Consider the following 18255-nt stretch of genomic DNA (forward strand, 5'->3'; position numbering starts at 1 on the left):
CCACCTCACACAATCACGAAACCCACTTCGATATTGCCCCGCGTCGCCTTGGAGTATGGGCAGATCTGGTGCGCCTCGGCCACCATCTTCTGCTTGTCCTCCTGGGCAAGCCCGGGCAAGTGCACCGTCAACTGAGCGGCCAATGCAAAGCCGCCATCGGCGGTATTGCCCAGCGACACATCAGCCTCCACCGCCACGCCCTCGGGCAGGCGGATGTCGAACTTCTGCCCCGCACGACGCAATGCGCCGATGAAGCAGGCCGACCAGCCGATGGCAAACAATTGCTCAGGGTTGGTGCCTGGACGTCCGGAGCCGGGCGGGCTCAGCGGCAAGTCCAGTGCACCATCACTGGAGCGACCGCGACCGTCGCGGCCGCCGCTGGTGTGAGTACGGGCGGTGTAGAGTGTGGTTGTCAGAGGGGTAATCACGGTGCATCTCCTTCTTGGCGATCAGGACGTTGCGCACGGCCCTCCCCGACCAAGGGTGCGGGAAGGGCGCGAATGGCCGTTACTGCTTGGCCTGGCTCAGGCGGCTGTAAAGGTCGGATGGGAACGGCTTGCCGTTGGCGTCGAACTGATGCTTGCGGAACTGATACACCTCCGCCTCGGACAGGTAGCCATCGTGGTTGGCATCGATCGCATCGAATTCGGCGTTGGCCTTCGGCGCCACGGCCAGCAGCTCGGCACGCGAAACGCGGCCATCGTGGTCGGTGTCGGTGCGGGCGAAGGAGGCATCGCCGCATTTGCCTTCACCACACTTGCCCTCGGCTCCAGTGGCTTTCGCCTGGCCACCGCACTTGCCCTCACCACACTTGCCTTCGGCCTTCGTGGCCTTGCCCTGGGCACCGCACTTGCCTTCGCCACACTTGCCTTCGGCCTGGGTGGCCTTGCCCTGGCCACCACATTTGCCTTCCCCGCACTTGCCTTCCGGGGCCTTCTCGTTGGCCGCAAGCTGGTAGCCCTGCGGCAGTGCTTCAACGGCGAAAGCGGAGCTGGTGACGTTGATACCGCCAGCCAGGGCGATGGCGAACAGGCCGATGCGAGCCTTGGTGGAAATCGGGGTATGGGACATGGCATTTCTCCGGATGTCAGTGCGGTCGTACCGCTGGGTTCATTGCCCCTAGGGCGAGAGAGCCGATGAACCGGGCACCTGGCCCCGTTCGTTCGGGTGGAGCCATTTGAACGTCAGCGTGTATCGGGGGCGTATCCGGAGAGGGAGGGATTTGTATGCAAGTACGCAGGATCAGGGATGAGATACAGGGCGATACAATCGCGACAGGAGCGTCAACGGTGGGTGCAAAAACGGCGCCGTGAAGGCGCCGTCGATCATCAGCTATCAGGCCTGGACAGGCCCCTGCGAACCAGGCTGGCGTCCGAAACAGTAGACGAGTATGCAGTAGCCAATCATCACCGAGAACGTCCAGAACAAACCGTGCTCGTAGAAGATGACACCCTCTCCTGGCACCTGGGAGAAGTGATAGCCCGCCAGGGCGCCCATGATGCCGAATGCCGAGATGGTAGAGCTGGCGTTCAGCGGCATGCTGGCCATGATGCCCATGATGATGCTGGCGCATAGCAGGGAAATGACTGCCACAGGCCAGCCGCCAACGGCGTAGCCTGAGATATGTACCGCCGCCGGTGCAGTGCCTTTGCCGAGGAACTGATCGGCCCGGCCTGCGAACATCTTGTCGTAGATGTAGGTGGAAGGCCGGCACTTCGGACCAGGCCGCGCCTGGGCGAGAATCCCGCCACATGCAGATGGATGATCAGTGAACTCTTGATAGTAATAGGGATACGGGATCGACATGCGGTTGACCAGATGCATCATCAGGCTTGGCGCTGCGCCCATCGCCACTTCGGACAACTGCGCAGCACGCTCGGCGATGGAGGCACTCTTGCGACTCTCGGGAACCATCGGTGGCTGCGGCGAAGGTGCAGTTTCTACCACCGCCACTGCAGGTTCTTGAGCAACTACCGGCGAAACGGCAGCCACTTCAGCGGCAGCGACAATCGCCGACTCGTTACCTTGCGCGGAAAGCTCGGCGTCCTCGATCACTTGCACCGAACCGATGAACGCTTGCGCCACCGGTGGCTCGCTCGACTGCCCGAAACGAAACACCACGGTGGAGATCAACAAGTAAGTCGCGACAACCAGCACGCCACCCACAATCGCTTTAGCGTAAGCGTGCCGTTCGGTATGCATGAAAATGGCGAGCACTGCACCTGCATAGTAAAGAACGACCGGCCATTTCATGTTGATCATGATAAAGAACAGCGAGGCCATGACGATTGAAATGATTGCGGCCACTTTCCAGAACCAGCCCGGCCGCTTCGATGCATTGATGATCGCCGCGTATGACAAATAAGGCACAACGGCTTGCAGAACGATAAAGACCACGAAGCTCAGGCGCTCACGAATTTCGAATCGGGCAACTACTGACGAAATCGAGTCACGGCCCGACATGAACAGCTCCGCCACGCCGTGCCGATAGAAGCTGAATAGCACGTAGGTACACGCCAGGGTAAACAAGATGACGAACCACCGCTCTGTCAGTTCGGGAAATCTTCGACTGACAGCGTCCACCTTGTCTCCGGCCAGCCTCTTGACCGCATAGACTACGGCCGGCGTGACCACGAACGGCATGAGCAGCAGCACCCAGAAGCCGGTACTGAAGATATGATTGAGCTGCAAGACGGTGGTAGGATATTCAGTGATCGCAATCGCCTCATAACCCCAAGGTGATGCATAGATCAAGTTACCGAGAACAACCAGAATAAAGTAGGCTACGAGAAAACATATGGGCTGAACATTTCTTGAAAAAAAACCTCTGAATCCTTCAATACGCGCCGCTTCCATCTCACCACTCTCAATTATGAAGTCTATGTTCTCCGCATCTCTTTGTGTTGCGGAAAGGTCGGCCATCATAAGGCCGATCGCGTATCTAAGCCAGCATCACCCAGCACCGCCCACGTCCTCGATCGAGCCGAAATCCGCCCCGGCGACCTCCACCGTCGAACCTCACAGCGGCATGCGCGCTCGGAGTGGCGGGCATACGCCTCGGGCGCGGTAATGGTGGCTGAAACTGCCGATAATCTTTGTTATGCCTGGCGGTAAAAGGACAATTTCATCTATCCATGACCTGCCAAGCCTCCTCTGACCACCATCCCGGAACAGTCTGACATACTCCCCAATGCCACCTTCTTAAGCTCGCGAGTCCCTCAATCGCGGGCTAGCGGCTGACCCAACGGTCTCTCCTGACGCCCTGCTCAGGACCCGTCATGCCTCGCCCGCCCATCACGGAACTAGGTGGCAACCCGTTCAAGCCTTTCGCCCGAGAGCGGATCGAAAGCTCGATCGATCTTCCCAAACTGTATGCCGCAATCGACCGCGATCCCGCCATCGTTGGGGCGGGGGTGGTTTATGTCGATGTTCATTACAACGCGATTACCTTGCGGGCGTTTCAGCCTGTTTGCAGTGTGCTGCCGAAGAGGGTGGTGTTGCAGGAGCTGCCTAGGGCGGTTACGGCTGAGCAGTATCTTGAGCAACAGGTGAAGGATCCGCGGCAATCCAGGTTGATTTCGGATATTTGGGATGCGGGGTTGGCGTGTGCAGGGTTGATAGGTGGAGTGGTACTGATGTGGTCGGGCGGCACTGTAGCCGCTTTCACAGGGGGTATCGGACTTGTGATAAGCGCTGCTGGTCATGCTGCACTTGGAGCTTCCGCCGTTCAGTGTTATCTGGGTGGAACGCGTGTTTATCTGGAACTCACGCGACCGGAAGCAAACGATGAACTGGACCACGAAACTTGGTTTAAAATTCTCTCACCGCTTCTGGAAACAATCTCTCTCCTTGGCATCGCCAGCGCATCCCTTAATACAATCAAATATCTCCAGATACTTAAGCGAACCACAGGCTTGGGATGGTTCGGATCGAGCAGAAAGCTGACTCGTCAGCAACGCAGCAAGCTGATGACAGAAATACTTTCCATCCGGCACCCATCGCTAACAGCCAAGCAACTTAAGCTCAAGCAGCGCCTTGGCATTTTCCCCAAACGGTTTACACCTACACAAGTCAGGAACACGACAAAAGCACTTATTATTGAGTCCATTCTCAGCGGCATCGGTATTGCCAGCAGTGAAATAATCCAAAATCTTGCAGTAATTTTGCTTGAGGAGTTAGCAGAATGATGTTCCTCACATTTCCTTGGAGCAAATTTTTCAAACGCTTTTTTCCAATCAAAGCTCTAGGCATGCTCCTGACTATGGTAACTGTCCCGATAGCATGCGGACTGATTACCGATATCTATTTTCACAAGCACCCCCACTACCTTGAGTACATGGTCGCCATGCTTGGACTGTGTGGCGTTGTGCAGGGCAGTGCTCAGTACTCCGTTATTCGCGGTAGAACAGGAGCGACATGGTGGATCGTGGGGATGCTAGCCATATGTCTTATTGCCAGCGGTAGAGGATATTTCGAACCTGGCATGAAGTTGATATCGCTGACTGGCATGCTCTTCGCCGCCTTGGCTCTCGCCTGCTACAACAGCCGCCGCTACCGCCAAATGTGTAAAAGACTTCAAGTGATCCGGCGAATGCGCGAGGAATGGATCGCCTATGAAAAGCTCCGTCGGTAGCTCAAACCCAATCCGTATAGGAGTGGCCTCGTGCCGCGAAAGGGTCGCAAAGCGGCCCCGGCAATTCCAAAGCAGCTAAAAAGGCTCTCGGAGGTAGTCACGATGCAGGCCAGTGGCATCCGGAATTGGCTACGCCAAGTTCGCAGAAGCAATGTCTGGACATTCTTACTTGTGGCAATCCTACTAGTAGTAAAAGCTTGGGCCGGCTACCAGAGCTTTCTCCATCGGGCCGAATTACAAGCCCGCGCAGCAGCCAAAGCCAAGGCGGCCCAAGTGACACCGGTAGCACCACCGCGAAGTCCACCGAGAATCGAAGTCACCGCCCCCCAGGGCATCAGACCCGAAACGATCAAAGCCATAGAGCAGGCAATCCGTCGCTGATCGTGAGAGATAGCCAATTCTTCAACCCAGCCACGTAGTGCGACTCAGCAATGATTGGTGAGTCCTTCAACAGCGGAGTCGGCATCATAGGAAACGGGATGATCGAAAATCTTGCAGTAACGTTGATCGAGGATGTCGGTGAATGATGTTCCTTACCTTTTGTGTGAGGACTTTCCTCAAACGATTTTTCCCGATCCTTGCGCTGGCAATGTTGCTGGCAATTATCGCCATCTCTACGGGAGCAGGCGCCATAGCAGATGTCTACTTTCGCAAGCATCCAAACTACCTTGAGTACTCCTTTACTCTGCTGATGTTGGGCACGACCGTGCTGGGGTGCGCTCAGTACTCGGTAATCCGTGGCAGAGGAAAATTCACATGGTGGATTGTAGGGGTATTGGTGATATGCCTTGCAGCCAACTGCATAAGCTACTTCAAGCCTGGATTAGAGTTGTTTTCGTTGGTGGGCATGCTCTCAGCCGCCTCGGCCCTCGCCTGCTACAACAGCCGCCGCTACCGCCAAATGTGTAAAAGACTTCAAGTGATCCGGCGAATGCGTGAGGAATGGATCGCCTATGAAAAGCTCCGTCGGTAGTTCAAACCCAATCCGTGTGGGAGCGGCCTCGTGCCGCGAAAGGGCCGCAAAGCGGCCCCGGCAATCGAGGGCCAGCAACCAATCCAACAGCTACCCCGCCTCCCCCGCCAAATCGATCAACCTCCCACACTCCTCCGCCGTCATCCGACCGATGATGCGGATGGCCTGATGAATCCCCGCCGCACCTCGACCGCTCAACTGCGGGTTGTGCTCACACTCAAGCAGTTCATCGTATTGAGCCAGTGCCTCGCCCAGGAGTTCGAGGGTCCAGGCATAGGATTGGATTGTGGAAAGGCGCTCGTGGTCAGTCATGGGACACCTGCCTCGGTTCGCGGGTGGACTGACTGTGGATAGGGAAAAAGCGATGGGTTCGAGATACCGGAGCCGAAGAGCAGCGGCGGAGAGCGGATGCGAGGATCCTGTAAGGGATAGCGATAAACATGCATGAGATCCTTTTCAGTTGAAGCACCACATCAATCGTCGCCAAACGATTGGGTGGCAGCTGTACGCAGGTTGGCGAACCGAGGAAAAGGAACCCGGCAGACCCGAAGGTCTCCCACGCACAGCCGCCATTGCACGAAACTGCGGACATAAAAAAAGCGCCTGCAATCGTGATCGGGGCGCCGATGCGCCTTTTCGTACGGGTCGCCAAACCCGGTCGCGGAGGTTGCCGCGACTGGAGGGAATTTATGCCTAACGGGGCATCAGTGCAAGGCGCGGCGAAGCCAGAAGAAGCCGTGAACCGCATTTTGGGAACAGTCCGACATACGCGTTGAGAGGTCGCCCCTGGTCTGTTAACCCTCAACTAATCCGCCTGCAGAACACTGGGTGCAACTCGGCGCTCACGGCGCCGCAAGCCCCCTCACGACAGACAGGTAACTTGAAAATGAAAGCGTTAGTGGCATTGGTGTTTGGCGGCCTTTGCAGCACGGCAATGGCCGATGAAGTGGCGCAGGATTTCAAGCATCCGCCGGTTGAACGCTACAACTATTCGCAGCACCTGGACATCGCTAGAGTGATCTCCGTGAGCGAAGTGCCCGACGTGCGCGAATTGGTACCCGCGCGCATGATCTACGAAGACTCCAAGGGCCAGCGACATACGCTTGAATACACGGCGATGGGGAAAGGTTTGACTGACGACTGAGGCTTTGGGGTGATGCTGAATCCGTCAAGAAATGTTCAGCAGTGCCGGCAGATCAATAGGGCAAGTGGATGATGAAAGTGGTGCCATAGATTGGGTTGGACGTCACGGTGACCCGGCCCCCATGGGCTTCGGCGATCTGCTTGACGATAAACAAACCAAGCCCGAGCGAACGCAGCGCATCTTGCCGGTCGCTACCACGCGTCATCGGCTCGAATAACTTCGGCACCAGTTCCTCGGCGATGGCAGGGCCGTGGTTGTGAACGCCCAAAACCACACCTTTGGCGCAGAACTCGGTAGTGAGCGTGATGGGATAGCGAAGGTCGCCATATACCGCACTGTTGGCGACCAGGTTACCGATCATCTGCTGCAACCTGTCCTGGTCCACCTCGAATGTCCCTTGCCCACGAGATAGATGACGAATGCTTGCATTGCCAAAAACAATCCTGAGCTCACTCACGGATTGATCCATGGCCTTCAGAAGATCAACTTGTTGGCGCCGGATGCCGATGCCTTGACCGAGTTTGATCGACGCAAAATCCAGAAGATCGACGATCATCCGCTGAGCTCGCTCAGCAGAAGTGCTAATGCTGTCCAGCAGTCGACGCCCCCGGTCGGATTGGACATCGCGTGCAAGCAACTCTGTAGCCATCTTGATGGCCGTCATCGGATTCTTCAGGTCGTGGCTAGCCACAGCGACCATTCGTTCAGCGAGCAGTGCCCGATGCTGTACATCTTCATAGGCTGCGGCCAACTCGACTTGGGCGCGTTGCAAAGCTAATTCTGCGGCGGCCTTCTGCGCCAGCAGCTCCTCGGCACGCTGCATTGCAACGAATACCCCCCGCTCATTGCGGTCTCGCTGGCTGATTCCGAACAACGCCAACTGGTAGACGACACCGTTTTCACTTGCCTGCCGTACACCATTCAGCAACATGGCAACGGCTGTTCCATTGCGGTGTTGCAGGTCGACCTTAACCTCCGCAACAGAGCCCTGCATGTCCATCAATGGCTTCCAGTGTGTGCTTTGGAACACACGCCCAGCCACCGTCAGCAACTGGTCGAAACTGCACGCGTGCATCCGCGTCGAGTCGTATCCCAGCCAATCGCAGAACGTCTGGTTGGCGCGGATGATGGCGCCATCCGCGGCCATGACAACCAGTCCGCACGGGGCATTCTCGAAATACGATGCTGTGAACAACTGCACGGCGTCATCCATCACTCAACCCACGTTCTACGAAGAAAACATCCATTGCAGCCGTGCATGCACTGGGTGCGCTCAACTGCGGGTAATGGCCGATGTTGTTGATGATGCTCAACTGACTGTTGGGCAGCACGCGGTGCAGATAATCGCCAACCCCCATTGGCACGACCACGTCGCCGGGACATTGCAGGATCAACGTGGGTGTCGACAGCCCGCAAATGTCCTGCCGGTGATCGGACAGGAAAATCACACGGGCAAAATGCCTGGCGATAAAGGCGTTGGTGCGGGCAAAGTTTTCCAGCAGCTCTTCGTGAAGCCCCGGCTGCCCCGGTGCCCCCATCAAGACAGGCGCCATGGTCCCGGCCCATCCGAGATAATTGTCGTCGATGGTGGCCAGCATTTGCCGCACTTCATCCGGCGAGAATCCGCCGGTGTAGTCACCCTTGTCGACGTAGCAAGGCGAACCGCCGATCATCACCAGTGCAGCAATCCGCTCTGGCGACTGCACAGTGGCCAAGGCACAGATCATCGCGCTGACCGAGTGCCCGACCAGGATCACGGGGCCTTTCGCAAATTCGTTGATGATCTCGTTAAGATCCGCTGCGTGCCCCCACAGCGACGCGTGCCTGCCATGATCGTAAGCCCCCAGGTCAGACTGCCCGGCGCCGGTCAGATCGTAGGTGACAACGCGAAAGCTCTTGGAGAAATGCGGCACCAGCAACCGCCACATGCTCTGGTCACAGCCAAACCCATGCGCCAGGATCAAGGTTGCCCCTCCGTCCCCAGCAATATGCACGTTGTTACGCTTCTGCAGGGTCATAAAAATCCTGGGGTAGTTGGCTATTAGCAGCGACTGACCGCCAATCTCCGAAAGATTAGGTGAGTCATGGGACAAGCGGGGTGCGACTGTGGCTTGTGCAGCGGTTGAACGTGACTGTTGTGCCAGCACAGGCACACGTGGGCACCATACGCGATAAGCCTGGACATAGCCCGCGGATTATTGAGCGAGGCGCCGTTCGAGCTGATTTCGGGACGGGCGGGTTCCGATGAAGACCAAATTCAGGTGCTCGATCTGCTTGTTGGTCGAGCACAGGTCCGATCTACAGGTTACAGCGCTAAGCCCCGCCATGTGGACAGGACGTGGCTGTGGACGTTGTAAGCGGACGCGTTAGCCGCCATGAGGGTATCGCGGGCCAGACACTTTCGAGGTGAACTCTCGATGTGTTCCGCAACAATCATTTGTCTCTCTTCGCTGTTATAGCCGGCTCTATCAGCGGGCTGTCATAGCCAGTAACCGAACTTGTAGGCATCGGGACGGGCCCTTGCCAGAACGGTGTCTTTCCGTTCTGACTGTCGAACCTGTGGCGGGCCTCGCGGATCTGCTCCACGTTTTCAACCACCCACGTCCAAATAGGCGACATGCGGACCAGCAGCTGCATACCCAGTGCAGTCAGGCCATATTCAACACGGGGCGGAATCTCTTGGAACTCGTGTCGGCTGACCAAGCCATCTCGCTCAAGTGATCGCAGCGTCTTGGTCAGCATGCGCTGTGTAATGCCACGCAACTGCCGTTTGATATCGGCGTGGCGCATTGTGCCGTAGACACCTAGCGCATGCAGAATGCCCAGAGACCAGCGACTGCCCGCATGTGCAAGTACCTCACGCCTGACCCCATCGTCATCCTCTCTGAGCGTCTGGCAGATGGCTTGAGCCTGCCTCAAAGCTTCATGATCGGCCATGCTTCCCCCTGGTATCACGCGTGTGCCTTCTTACGAGCGCTGCATAGTCGTGCAAGCATTTGTCCATCTTACAGGCAACTTTAACCAGGACAAATCATGACCCATCCCACCCAGCCAACCCCTCAATCGATCCTCGTATTAGGCGCAGGAGAGCTTGGGCTGCCCGTGCTTCGCAACCTTGCTCGGGTTGCAGAACGAGCCCCAGGCTCAACGGTCAGCGTGCTGCTGCGCGAATCCACCATCAACACCCAAGTCCCGACGAAAAAGGCCGAAATCGATGAACTTCGTAGCCTCGGCATTCAGATGGTCGCTGCCGATCTGGTGAGCGACTCCATCGACCAGCTTGCGGCGGTATTCGCTCAATTCGATACCGTCATTGGCTGCGCAGGGATGGTTGCAGGCCGAGAAACTCCGATGAAGCTTGCCACTGCGGCCCTGAAGTCCGGCGTCAAGCGCTACTTCCCGTGGCAGTTCGGCGTGGATTTTGAAGTGATTGGACGCGGAAGCCCGCAGGACCTTTTCGATGCCCAGCTTGACGTTCGCGAGTTGCTGAGGGCTCAAGACAAGACTGAGTGGGTCATCATCTCGACGGGCATGTTCACCAGCTTCATGTTTGAGCCCATTTTCGAAGTGGTGGACTTCGAGAATGACACGGTGAACGCGCTGGGCGGGCTGGATAACAGCGTCACCCTGACCACACCCGACGACATCGGGGCGCTGACAGCAGAAATCGTTTTCTTCGAGCCCCGCTTGCGCAACGAAATCGTGTACCTCTCGGGCGATACGGTTACTTACGATGAAGTTGCTGGGCTGCTCGAACGTGTCCTTGGACGACCTTTCAAACGTAACGAATGGACGGTTCCGTATCTGATGGACGAACTGGAAAAAGACCCGACTCATCACATCAAGAAGTACCGGGCCGTGTTTGCCCAGGGCCGAGGCGTGGCCTGGCCGAAAGCGGGCACATTTAATGAACAGCAGGCGATTCACGTCACGACCGCCGAGCAGTGGGCTCGCGCAAACCTTCAAGGGAGATAAGCGCTAACAGAAGTTGAGGAAGTTCGGAGATGCGCCTGGGAGGGTGAAAGGGTGGGCCTGGTGCGGGAGCCAGGAGTCGTACCAACACGAAAGGGACTGAATTCGTCCGCAGGTGCCAACTGCCTGGGCCGCAGAGCAACTCGGCGACGCTCCGGAGAACCCGGTATTTCCCGTAGAAGCGGTAATGCAGGTCCTCAAGACCACCGACATCCCAGTACTTCACATAGGCGGTGATCAAGATATCGTATTCCCTGCAGAGAACTAGGGTCTGTATGAAAAGTTATGAGACGAAGGTCAGGCAAGGCGAAAACAGCCGAGGAACGGTCGGAGTCGCGCTCGACTTTACGGGTTGTAAATGAGCATTTCGACCGGGCTGGCGCACCAGGCTGTTTTCAACGCAGCATCACCGAGTATCAAGGCTTTTCGTGCAGAGCCTAGCAGGCGCTGACCCAACTCAGCTTGCCGGATGCCGGGCACGGCCCCCACATGCAATACCCCATCGCCACTGCCAGGCACATCGGGGCATTCGTCGCGGAGTCGCTGACCAGAAGCTGCACATAGAAAAGGCCACTTAATGTGGCCTTTTCTACTTTTCTACTAGCGTCATACCTTACCGCCACCATTCATCATCCTGTAAACCGCTACGAATGAAAGACTCATTACCAGAATGGCGAAGACTATTGCGGTATCGAAGATGCCGTATCCGCTAGCTACCGCGTACCCAGCGATCATCGCCGGAACACCCATACCGAGGTAGCAACAGAGGAAGACAACGGACAATACACCCGCGACCTCCTCGGCACGTGACTTGGATAAAACCAGTCTGATGCCACCTTGAAAACCAGCACCAAAGCCAGCTCCGGAAATCACAACGCCAAAGATAAAGGGTGTGAGCGAACCGGTGATCAATGAGGCCAAGACCATAGCCATACCGGTCAGCAGCCCCAGTGCACCAATCCAGGAGAGAGTATGCATTGACCGATTAACGAATGTCCCGATAGCAGCTACCCCACTTCCAGCGAAAGCCGCCAACACCAATCCTCCTGCCCATGACGCGGGTAGCGCAAAGAGCTGCTCAATTAGCCGTGGCCCCATCGAAGCAAAAAAACCGGCGACAGCCCAGCCAGCAACGAACAGCGACGATGCAATGATCATTGGTCCGCGCACATGCACGGGTATGCTGAATTGAGGCATCAGTGACCGGGCAGCCCCAGGTATTCTTGCGCGGACATCCCTCATGATGAGTAGACCAACGCCCTGAATGGCCAAAATAAAAGCTAGCGCCGCGAACACGGCATGAGTGGGGTACGGTAATGCCTGTGCGAATACGCTACCCATCAGAGCGCCAACAGCGCTGCCGATGGCAGGAGTGAGGGCATTCACGATCGCGCCGCGCTTGTGGTTGAGGTCAATCAAGGCTGCGCCTACCGCTGGAACAGCAGCTCCTGTCGACACGCCTTGAATCAGCCTGCCAAGCACTAGATCCGTGAAGCCATCAGCTACACCCAGCATGTACATGGCCACCAATTGCAAAACGGTCGTCCACAACAGTACTGATCGACGACCGACATAGTCGGACAGCCGTCCAAACACTAGCAGTCCGGCGAGTACTGATATGGCATAAATACTGAAGATAAAGCTGATGCCCATCGCAGTGAAATGCCACTGGTCCTGATAGATCGGATACAACGGCGTAGGTACGCTGGATCCAGCCAGGAAAGTCACTGTGATGGAAGCAAGCAGCCCAAAACGAGTCCGCGGGCCAAGACGCTGCTTGTCGTCATTGGCAATGCTTATTCCAGGGGTTATCAGAATCTGGTCCATGACTTGTGCTCACAGTAAGCGGTTGATCAACAGGCATACGCCCATCGCAAATACCAGTGTTCCCGTCCCGAAGCGCACGGCTCGCCAAGGGCGAGCGCGTGCAAAGGTGATGAAAGCCATGCGTCACACTGAAGCCAAAAGCGAATAGTTGATCGCTTTTGTAGCGTCAGCTTGTGGATTAGAAATCGCATCGAGCATACGCCCTACGACTTTTCCGCCCTTGATCAAGGCAGGGGCGTCGTGACTTGGAAGCAGGAATTTGCTGTCTGCAAGCGCCCTCTTGAGAGCTCTCTTTTCATCCAGTGTGGACATGGCACGATTCGCTGTAATCGTCGGCTCATGGGACGCTTGATCGAGAATGGGCTCAATCAATTGGTCGTGGATGTCATAGGCGATGTCGCCGCAGATATTCGCCATTCCTTCGTCAGTTTCGACCAGGACCGATATCGAGCCTGGCGTGTGTCCCCCTGACAGTCGAACTGCTACGCCAGGGATAACCTCTTCTTCGAACGTGCCGTCGACATCGAACAGGCGAATTGCGCCTCGAGTGTGGAGACGATCAATCAAATGCTTGGTATCAGCCGCGGTGTACATGAGCGGTCCCATGATGCCGGATGCAGCGAACTCCAGCTCACGACGGGAGATGCCGACAGTAGTCGCCATCGGGAAGAGATCAGTCATGCCGACATGATCGATATGAGCATGCGTGTGGACGATGTGCCGGATGTCTTTCATCCGCAATCCATGCTGGGCCAGATGGTATTCAAGCGTCATTTGCGGCGTCACTTCGTACGTCAGTCCATATTCTTCATACTGCTGGGCATTGCGTGACCCCGTATCGACCAGGATCGGTTCCTCCCCTCCAGTAATAAGAAAACCCAGAACCGGGATGGTGACGTGCTCGCCGGGGTTCCGGAACATGACCAGACCGCTCGAATCCATCTGCATGTTTCCGAGGTTAATAGGATGGATCTTCAGTGCCATGGTGATTCTCCTTGCAGGCGACGCTTGGGTTAAGACAGACCGTCAGGACGGGTAAGTACCGTCTTGCACTGCCCCATTAAGAACCGATCGGTTCAATATAGGGCGGCCCAAACTCAGGCGCAAGAGAAAAAAACCATTCGGTTCAAAAAGGTGATAGGTGTTGCTCAGAGAGCCCGCAACGCTTCCATGAAGTGGCTGACCCGATCGCCAGTCCCATCAGCAGGCAAGCAGCTTTCAACGCACACCCCAGAGAAAAACACCATGATGATGTCCGCAATAATCTCTGGAGCCAGTCGGGTCTTCTCAGCCCTTACGTTGTCAGCGATTTGCGGGAGCAGGCGACGATGACAATCCACGAGCAGTTGACGGACCTGATCGGAAAGCACGGGAAACTCACGTAGCGCATTGACCGAAAAGCAGCCCATACACCCGTTATCTTGAGGGTCGCCAAGCCGAAGAAAACGCTCGATATTTGCCCATCCTTGCGGCTGAGCAGTCAGGATTTCTGGTGCTCCGCGGTTTGCGTAGTAATACGCCAAAGCGCTCAGAAACAGATCATCCTTATCCTTGAATTCTGAATACAGGCCTGACTTATTCACGCCCGTAGCCTGCTCAAGATGATGAAGAGAGGTGCCGGAGTAGCCGTACTGCCAGAACACGGGCAGTGCCTTCTCCAGAACCGTCTCACGATTGAATTTTCGAGGGCGTCCCATTTTCGGTACCTAAACGGTCGACATGATCCCAGTATCGAACCGTTCGGTTGGATAGGAAAGCGATTTCTATCCGACTCGCCTAGCATCGCGGCGAACTGCTTGCGGGGGAACCCCAAAACCTCGGATGAAGACCTCGCGCATGTGTCGACGATCCCTGAACCCGGTTTCCCTTGCTACCGTGTCCAGGCTATGGCGACTCTGCTCGATCATTAGCCGAGCTGCCTCTAGTCGTAGACTCTCCACCGCTTTCGCAGGTGATTGACCGGTTTCGGCAGTGAAGACGCGCGTGAATTGCCTTGGGCTCAGATGAACAACTTCCGCGAGCTCTTCAACACTCAGTGCCCTGTTCAAATGCTTACGTGCATAATCCAAAGCGCTCTGAATGCGATCAGACTTGGGCGCCAGAGCAAGCAATTCAGAGTGCTGAGACTGCCCTCCTGATCGGCGTTGGTGCATTACGAGCTTATGGGCCACCGATTTCGCAAGCTCCGTTCCCAAATCCTTCTCCACCATCCCCAATGCCATGTCGAGGCCCGCGGTCATTCCTGCAGAGGTCCAAACAGGGCCGTCCACAATGAAGATTCGATCCTCTTCCACCTCAATGCTCGGGTGCATGCTTTGAAGAGTCTTGGCATATGCCCAATGAGTAGTCGCACGTCGGTTATCGAGGACACCCGCTTGAGCTAAGACGAACGCTCCTGTGCAGATGCCCGCGATGCGCCTAGAGCCCTGGGCAAATCCCTGCACGCTGGACAGAACCTCTGCAGCGGGAGGCGTAAGCGGAGTGAGTGTACCTGTGATCATCCAGCTATCTGCAAGCCCTGGATCATCCAAAGCCAGCGTATCGATGTGCATACCCAAGGATGATCGAATGGTCCCTCCTGACACCGAGTAGTTCTGAATCCGGTACACAGGCTCGCCCGCGACCATGTTCGCGAATTCAAAAACCGCCTGGGTGGCCAGAGACATCACCTGAAATCCATCCGTGACCAAGTAGCCGATTCGATGCATAACCGTGCTCCGATTGCGACGTCCTAAAACATGACCATATGCGTCGTTTAAGACAAATCTATTTTTTTGCATCATGGCTCCACACCCAAACAACGGAGCTGGACCATGACTCAGGAATACAAAGGCACCGCCCTGATCACAGGCGCATCCACCGGCATCGGCGCAATTTTCGCAGACCGCCTGGCTCAACGTGGTTATGACCTGATTCTGGTCGCCCGCAATCGTGATCGCCTGAACGCTCTTGCGAGCCGCCTCACCAACGAGACTCAGCAGAGCGTTGAAGTCTTCCCCGCAGACCTGGCCAACGCAGCGGACCTGGCGCGAGTGGAACGCAAATTGCGCGAAGACGCCAGCATCAATCTGTTGGTTAACAACGCAGGCATCGGGACTCACACCCGTTTGCTGGACAGCGATGTGGAGCGAATGGCCGAGATGATCAGCCTCAACGTCACGGCACTCACTCGACTGACCTACGCCGCAGTTCCGGGCTTCATCGCTCGCCAACAGGGCGCAATCATCAATATCTCATCAATCGTCAGCCTGGCACCGGAAATTCTGAATGGCGTGTATGGCGCAAGCAAAGCCTACGTCACGGCCTTCACTCAGTCGCTGCACAAGGAGCTGACAGAACAGGGCATCAAGATTCAGGCGGTACTGCCAGGAGCTACGGCTACCGATTTCTGGGAAATCGGGGGACTGCCCGTCGAGAACCTTGATCCCAACATCGTGATGTCAGCAACCGATCTGGTGGATGGCGCCCTTCAAGACTTCGACAACGGTGTCCTGATCTCCATCCCCTCCATGCAGGACATACAGCATTTCGAGCTGTACGAAAGCAGCCGCAAGGCGCTGTTCGGACATCTCTCCAGCAACAAACTCGCTCCGCGTTACGACGTTTAATCAATCAATTGAAAGGATACAAATCATGAAAACTAGCGCGAACACCATCTTCATTACTGGCGGCACCTCGGGCATCGGCCGCGCTCTGGCCGAAGCGTTCCACCAGCGTGGAAACAAAGTCATCATCGCGGGCCGACGCCAATCGCTGCTGGATGAAATCGCCAGCTCCAATCCCGGCATCGACACCGTTCAGCTTGATATCAATGATCCCCAGCAGATCAAGGATGTCGCACAAGAGGTTATCCGTCGCCATCCCTCGCTGAACGTCATCATCAACAATGCCGGCATCATGCCTTTCGACAACCCAGGCTCTGGCGATTATGACGATGAGCAGGCTGTAGGGCTGCTGCAAACCAACCTGCTGGGCCCGGTGCGTGTTAGCGCAGCGTTTGTAGAACATCTCAAGCGCCAACCCAATGCCTACATCATCAACAACAGCTCGGTACTGGCCTATCTGCCACTGGCCGCGACAGCCCTCTATTCAGCGACCAAAGCGGCGATTCACTCCTACTCGCTATCGCAACGTTTTGCCCTGCGCGATACCAGCGTCAAGGTTCTGGAAATCGCACCGCCATGGGTCGACACCGATCTGATTCACAAAAGTGGTGATGAACGCGCCATGCCGCTGGACGAATTCATCCAAGAGACCCTGGAAAAACTGGAGACAGCGACAACCGAAGTCCTGGTTGACCGCGTCGTACCAATACGAGCCAACCAAGGGCCAAACGAGCATGAACTGATCAACCAGTTCAACGAGGCACTGGCCGCAAACCCTATCCCTGTCGCCTGAACAGCGATGCAAAAATCGTTGATGTCATCGCGCAGGTCTCGCTGCTGACATTGACGAACTACCTGAACAACGTGGCGAAAACAGATATCGATTTCCCACCGAAAGCGATCTGATCGGACGCCTAACTTAAGCGACGTGTGCGCGCCTCCTAAAACGATCAGCCATTCCGTGAATGGCTGATCGCCTCAACCTTCAGCGAAACGGCGAAAGTCTTCCTCGGGTTAGCTAGTTTTTGAGGCTTACGAAGGGAGTTAGCCTGACATCACTCTCTGACCTGTAAAGGACAACCTCATATGAAAGCCGTAGTTTTCCAAGAAGCTGGTTTGCCGATCCAAAACGCTCGTTCCCTGTTCGAAACGGACCTGCCGAAGCCCACCCCAGGTGCTCGAGATCTGCTTGTCGAAGTGAAGGCGATTGCGGTGAACCCAGTAGATACGAAGGTGCGAGCCCGCAGTACCAGCCAAGAGGTCCAAGTGCTGGGTTGGGATACCGTTGGTGTCGTCCGTGAAGTAGGCAGCGACGTTTCACTGTTCAAAGTTGGCGACGAAGTTTTTTACGCCGGCGCGATCGATCGTCCTGGTAGCTACAGCGAATTTCACTTGGTGGATGAGCGCATCGTCGGCCAAAAACCACGTAGCCTGGACAATGCCAGTGCCGCAGCCTTGCCGCTGACCTCCATTACTGCCTGGGAGCTGTTGTTCGATCGACTGGGCGTTCAGGAGAACGGTGGTAAAGGACAAAGCCTGCTGGTCATCGGCGCCGGTGGCGGGGTTGGCTCGATCCTGGTCCAGCTGGCCCGCAAACTTACCCAACTCACCGTCATCGGTACAGCGTCGCGGCCAGAGACCCAGTCTTGGGTACAAGAACTGGGCGCCCACCATGTGATTGATCACTCCGCCTCGATCCCGCTGCAGCTTGAAAACCTGAAACTCAACCCGGTCGACTACGTTATCAGCCTGACCCACACCGAAACCTACCTGCACCAGATCGTTGAGGTGCTTCGCCCGCAAGGCAAACTGGCGCTGATTGATGACCCAGCACAACTGGACGTCATGCCACTCAAGCGCAAATCGCTTTCGCTGCATTGGGAACTCATGTTCACGCGCTCTCTGTATCAAACCGCAGACATGATCAAACAGCATGAGTTGCTGAACAGAATTTCCGAGCTGGTCGATAACGGCGTCATCCAGACCACCATTGGGGAACACTTCGGCAAAATCGGCTCAGATAACCTGAAGCGCGCCCATGCTCTGATCGAGAGCGGTAAAGCCAAAGGCAAGATCGTTCTCGAAGGCTTCTAACCCGCTG

Annotated in this window: 19 protein-coding genes and 1 pseudogene; 9 read left to right on the plus strand and 11 right to left on the minus strand. The window is 56.3% G+C overall.

What is annotated here, in order from left to right; all coding sequences use genetic code 11:
- Positions 1-5: 5 nt before the first annotated feature.
- The 3 genes from F6X62_RS01910 to F6X62_RS01920 form a co-directional block, all read right to left on the minus strand.
- Positions 6-425, minus strand: coding sequence for an organic hydroperoxide resistance protein (locus F6X62_RS01910; RefSeq protein ID WP_054893555.1), 420 nt, complete (start codon positions 423-425; stop codon positions 6-8).
- A gap of 82 nt (positions 426-507) precedes the next feature.
- The gene (locus F6X62_RS01915; protein ID WP_153772538.1) at positions 508-1071 is read right to left on the minus strand and encodes a hypothetical protein; all 564 of its coding nucleotides are present in this window, start codon (positions 1069-1071) and stop codon (positions 508-510) included.
- A 264-nt stretch (positions 1072-1335) separates the two neighbouring features.
- Positions 1336-2925, minus strand: coding sequence for a hypothetical protein (locus F6X62_RS01920; protein ID WP_153772539.1), 1590 nt, complete (start codon positions 2923-2925; stop codon positions 1336-1338).
- A 353-nt stretch (positions 2926-3278) separates the two neighbouring features.
- Between F6X62_RS01920 and F6X62_RS01925 the strand changes: the two genes are divergently transcribed.
- From F6X62_RS01925 to F6X62_RS01935, 3 genes are all read left to right on the plus strand, one after another.
- Complete coding sequence (locus tag F6X62_RS01925; protein ID WP_153772540.1) at positions 3279-4187, plus strand: NAD synthetase; 909 nt, start codon at positions 3279-3281, stop codon at positions 4185-4187.
- Complete coding sequence (locus tag F6X62_RS01930) at positions 4184-4633, plus strand: hypothetical protein (protein WP_153772541.1); 450 nt, start codon at positions 4184-4186, stop codon at positions 4631-4633. Before F6X62_RS01925 ends, F6X62_RS01930 begins: the two co-directional genes overlap by 4 nt.
- Positions 4634-5156: 523 nt before the next feature.
- Positions 5157-5606 (plus strand): hypothetical protein, encoded by a 450-nt coding sequence (locus tag F6X62_RS01935; RefSeq protein WP_125930728.1) that lies wholly within the window; start codon positions 5157-5159, stop codon positions 5604-5606.
- A 90-nt stretch (positions 5607-5696) separates the two neighbouring features.
- Here F6X62_RS01935 and F6X62_RS01940 read toward each other — a convergent pair whose 3' ends face one another.
- A complete protein-coding gene (locus tag F6X62_RS01940) occupies positions 5697-5918 on the minus strand; it encodes a hypothetical protein (protein ID WP_063543007.1) in 222 nt (73 codons plus the stop codon).
- Between the two features lie 574 nt (positions 5919-6492).
- Here F6X62_RS01940 and F6X62_RS01945 point away from each other — a divergent pair.
- Positions 6493-6750 (plus strand): DUF2790 domain-containing protein, encoded by a 258-nt coding sequence (locus F6X62_RS01945; RefSeq protein WP_153772542.1) that lies wholly within the window; start codon positions 6493-6495, stop codon positions 6748-6750.
- Positions 6751-6802: 52 nt separating this feature from the next.
- Here F6X62_RS01945 and F6X62_RS01950 read toward each other — a convergent pair whose 3' ends face one another.
- The 3 genes from F6X62_RS01950 to F6X62_RS01960 all read right to left on the minus strand — a co-directional run bounded on the left by F6X62_RS01950 (position 6803) and on the right by F6X62_RS01960 (position 9687).
- On the minus strand, positions 6803-7963 hold the full coding sequence (locus F6X62_RS01950; RefSeq protein WP_153772543.1) for a PAS domain-containing sensor histidine kinase: 1161 nt from the start codon (positions 7961-7963) through the stop codon (positions 6803-6805).
- Positions 7956-8768 carry an alpha/beta fold hydrolase gene (locus F6X62_RS01955; protein ID WP_153772544.1) on the minus strand — a complete coding sequence of 271 codons (813 nt, stop codon included), beginning with the start codon at positions 8766-8768 and terminating at the stop codon, positions 7956-7958. The genes F6X62_RS01950 and F6X62_RS01955 overlap by 8 nt, the downstream gene beginning before the upstream one ends.
- Before the next feature lie 415 nt (positions 8769-9183).
- Complete coding sequence (locus tag F6X62_RS01960; protein ID WP_153772545.1) at positions 9184-9687, minus strand: helix-turn-helix domain-containing protein; 504 nt, start codon at positions 9685-9687, stop codon at positions 9184-9186.
- A 96-nt stretch (positions 9688-9783) separates the two neighbouring features.
- Here F6X62_RS01960 and F6X62_RS01965 point away from each other — a divergent pair, with 96 nt between their 5' ends.
- Positions 9784-10725: an aromatic alcohol reductase gene (locus tag F6X62_RS01965; RefSeq protein ID WP_153772546.1), complete on the plus strand. Its 942-nt coding sequence runs from the start codon at positions 9784-9786 to the stop codon at positions 10723-10725.
- Between the two features lie 603 nt (positions 10726-11328).
- Here the strand turns inward: F6X62_RS01965 and F6X62_RS01970 are convergent.
- The 4 genes from F6X62_RS01970 to F6X62_RS01985 form a co-directional block, all read right to left on the minus strand.
- Positions 11329-12549, minus strand: coding sequence for an MFS transporter (locus tag F6X62_RS01970; protein WP_153772547.1), 1221 nt, complete (start codon positions 12547-12549; stop codon positions 11329-11331).
- A 123-nt stretch (positions 12550-12672) separates the two neighbouring features.
- Complete coding sequence (locus F6X62_RS01975) at positions 12673-13533, minus strand: N-acyl homoserine lactonase family protein (protein ID WP_063542993.1); 861 nt, start codon at positions 13531-13533, stop codon at positions 12673-12675.
- A 164-nt stretch (positions 13534-13697) separates the two neighbouring features.
- Complete coding sequence (locus tag F6X62_RS01980; RefSeq protein WP_153772548.1) at positions 13698-14246, minus strand: TetR/AcrR family transcriptional regulator; 549 nt, start codon at positions 14244-14246, stop codon at positions 13698-13700.
- A 66-nt stretch (positions 14247-14312) separates the two neighbouring features.
- Entirely contained in the window at positions 14313-15257 is a 945-nt protein-coding gene (locus F6X62_RS01985) for a GlxA family transcriptional regulator (RefSeq protein WP_112897404.1), read from the minus strand.
- Positions 15258-15362: 105 nt separating this feature from the next.
- Between F6X62_RS01985 and F6X62_RS01990 the strand changes: the two genes are divergently transcribed.
- From F6X62_RS01990 to F6X62_RS02000, 4 genes and pseudogenes are all read left to right on the plus strand, one after another.
- Entirely contained in the window at positions 15363-16157 is a 795-nt protein-coding gene (locus F6X62_RS01990) for an SDR family oxidoreductase (protein WP_153772549.1), read from the plus strand.
- Positions 16158-16182: 25 nt separating this feature from the next.
- Positions 16183-16947, plus strand: coding sequence for an SDR family oxidoreductase (locus F6X62_RS01995; protein WP_153772550.1), 765 nt, complete (start codon positions 16183-16185; stop codon positions 16945-16947).
- Between the two features lie 2 nt (positions 16948-16949).
- Positions 16950-17060: pseudogene (locus F6X62_RS25320) on the plus strand (carboxymuconolactone decarboxylase family protein); the annotation flags it as partial.
- 180 nt (positions 17061-17240) lie between these two features.
- Positions 17241-18248: a zinc-binding alcohol dehydrogenase family protein gene (locus F6X62_RS02000; protein ID WP_153772551.1), complete on the plus strand. Its 1008-nt coding sequence runs from the start codon at positions 17241-17243 to the stop codon at positions 18246-18248.
- Positions 18249-18255 lie beyond the last annotated feature (7 nt).

Origin of the sequence: Pseudomonas sp. MNR3A, assembly GCF_009650575.1 — a bacterium.
Classification (GTDB): domain Bacteria; phylum Pseudomonadota; class Gammaproteobacteria; order Pseudomonadales; family Pseudomonadaceae; genus Aquipseudomonas; species Aquipseudomonas machongensis.

Bases quoted from the DNA above. Each gene is read 5' to 3' on its own strand.
- F6X62_RS01915 (WP_153772538.1), bottom strand. From the start codon at position 1,071: ATGTCCCATACCCCGATTTCCACCAAGGCTCGCATCGGCCTGTTCGCC.
- F6X62_RS01920 (WP_153772539.1), bottom strand. From the start codon at position 2,925: ATGATGGCCGACCTTTCCGCAACACAAAGAGATGCGGAGAACATAGAC.
- F6X62_RS01925 (WP_153772540.1), top strand. From the start codon at position 3,279: ATGCCTCGCCCGCCCATCACGGAACTAGGTGGCAACCCGTTCAAGCCT.
- F6X62_RS01930 (WP_153772541.1), top strand. From the start codon at position 4,184: ATGATGTTCCTCACATTTCCTTGGAGCAAATTTTTCAAACGCTTTTTT.
- F6X62_RS01935 (WP_125930728.1), top strand. From the start codon at position 5,157: ATGATGTTCCTTACCTTTTGTGTGAGGACTTTCCTCAAACGATTTTTC.
- F6X62_RS01940 (WP_063543007.1), bottom strand. From the start codon at position 5,918: ATGACTGACCACGAGCGCCTTTCCACAATCCAATCCTATGCCTGGACC.
- F6X62_RS01945 (WP_153772542.1), top strand. From the start codon at position 6,493: ATGAAAGCGTTAGTGGCATTGGTGTTTGGCGGCCTTTGCAGCACGGCA.
- F6X62_RS01950 (WP_153772543.1), bottom strand. From the start codon at position 7,963: ATGGATGACGCCGTGCAGTTGTTCACAGCATCGTATTTCGAGAATGCC.
- F6X62_RS01955 (WP_153772544.1), bottom strand. From the start codon at position 8,768: ATGACCCTGCAGAAGCGTAACAACGTGCATATTGCTGGGGACGGAGGG.
- F6X62_RS01960 (WP_153772545.1), bottom strand. From the start codon at position 9,687: ATGGCCGATCATGAAGCTTTGAGGCAGGCTCAAGCCATCTGCCAGACG.
- F6X62_RS01965 (WP_153772546.1), top strand. From the start codon at position 9,784: ATGACCCATCCCACCCAGCCAACCCCTCAATCGATCCTCGTATTAGGC.
- F6X62_RS01970 (WP_153772547.1), bottom strand. From the start codon at position 12,549: ATGGACCAGATTCTGATAACCCCTGGAATAAGCATTGCCAATGACGAC.
- F6X62_RS01975 (WP_063542993.1), bottom strand. From the start codon at position 13,533: ATGGCACTGAAGATCCATCCTATTAACCTCGGAAACATGCAGATGGAT.
- F6X62_RS01980 (WP_153772548.1), bottom strand. From the start codon at position 14,246: ATGGGACGCCCTCGAAAATTCAATCGTGAGACGGTTCTGGAGAAGGCA.
- F6X62_RS01985 (WP_112897404.1), bottom strand. From the start codon at position 15,257: ATGCATCGAATCGGCTACTTGGTCACGGATGGATTTCAGGTGATGTCT.
- F6X62_RS01990 (WP_153772549.1), top strand. From the start codon at position 15,363: ATGACTCAGGAATACAAAGGCACCGCCCTGATCACAGGCGCATCCACC.
- F6X62_RS01995 (WP_153772550.1), top strand. From the start codon at position 16,183: ATGAAAACTAGCGCGAACACCATCTTCATTACTGGCGGCACCTCGGGC.
- F6X62_RS02000 (WP_153772551.1), top strand. From the start codon at position 17,241: ATGAAAGCCGTAGTTTTCCAAGAAGCTGGTTTGCCGATCCAAAACGCT.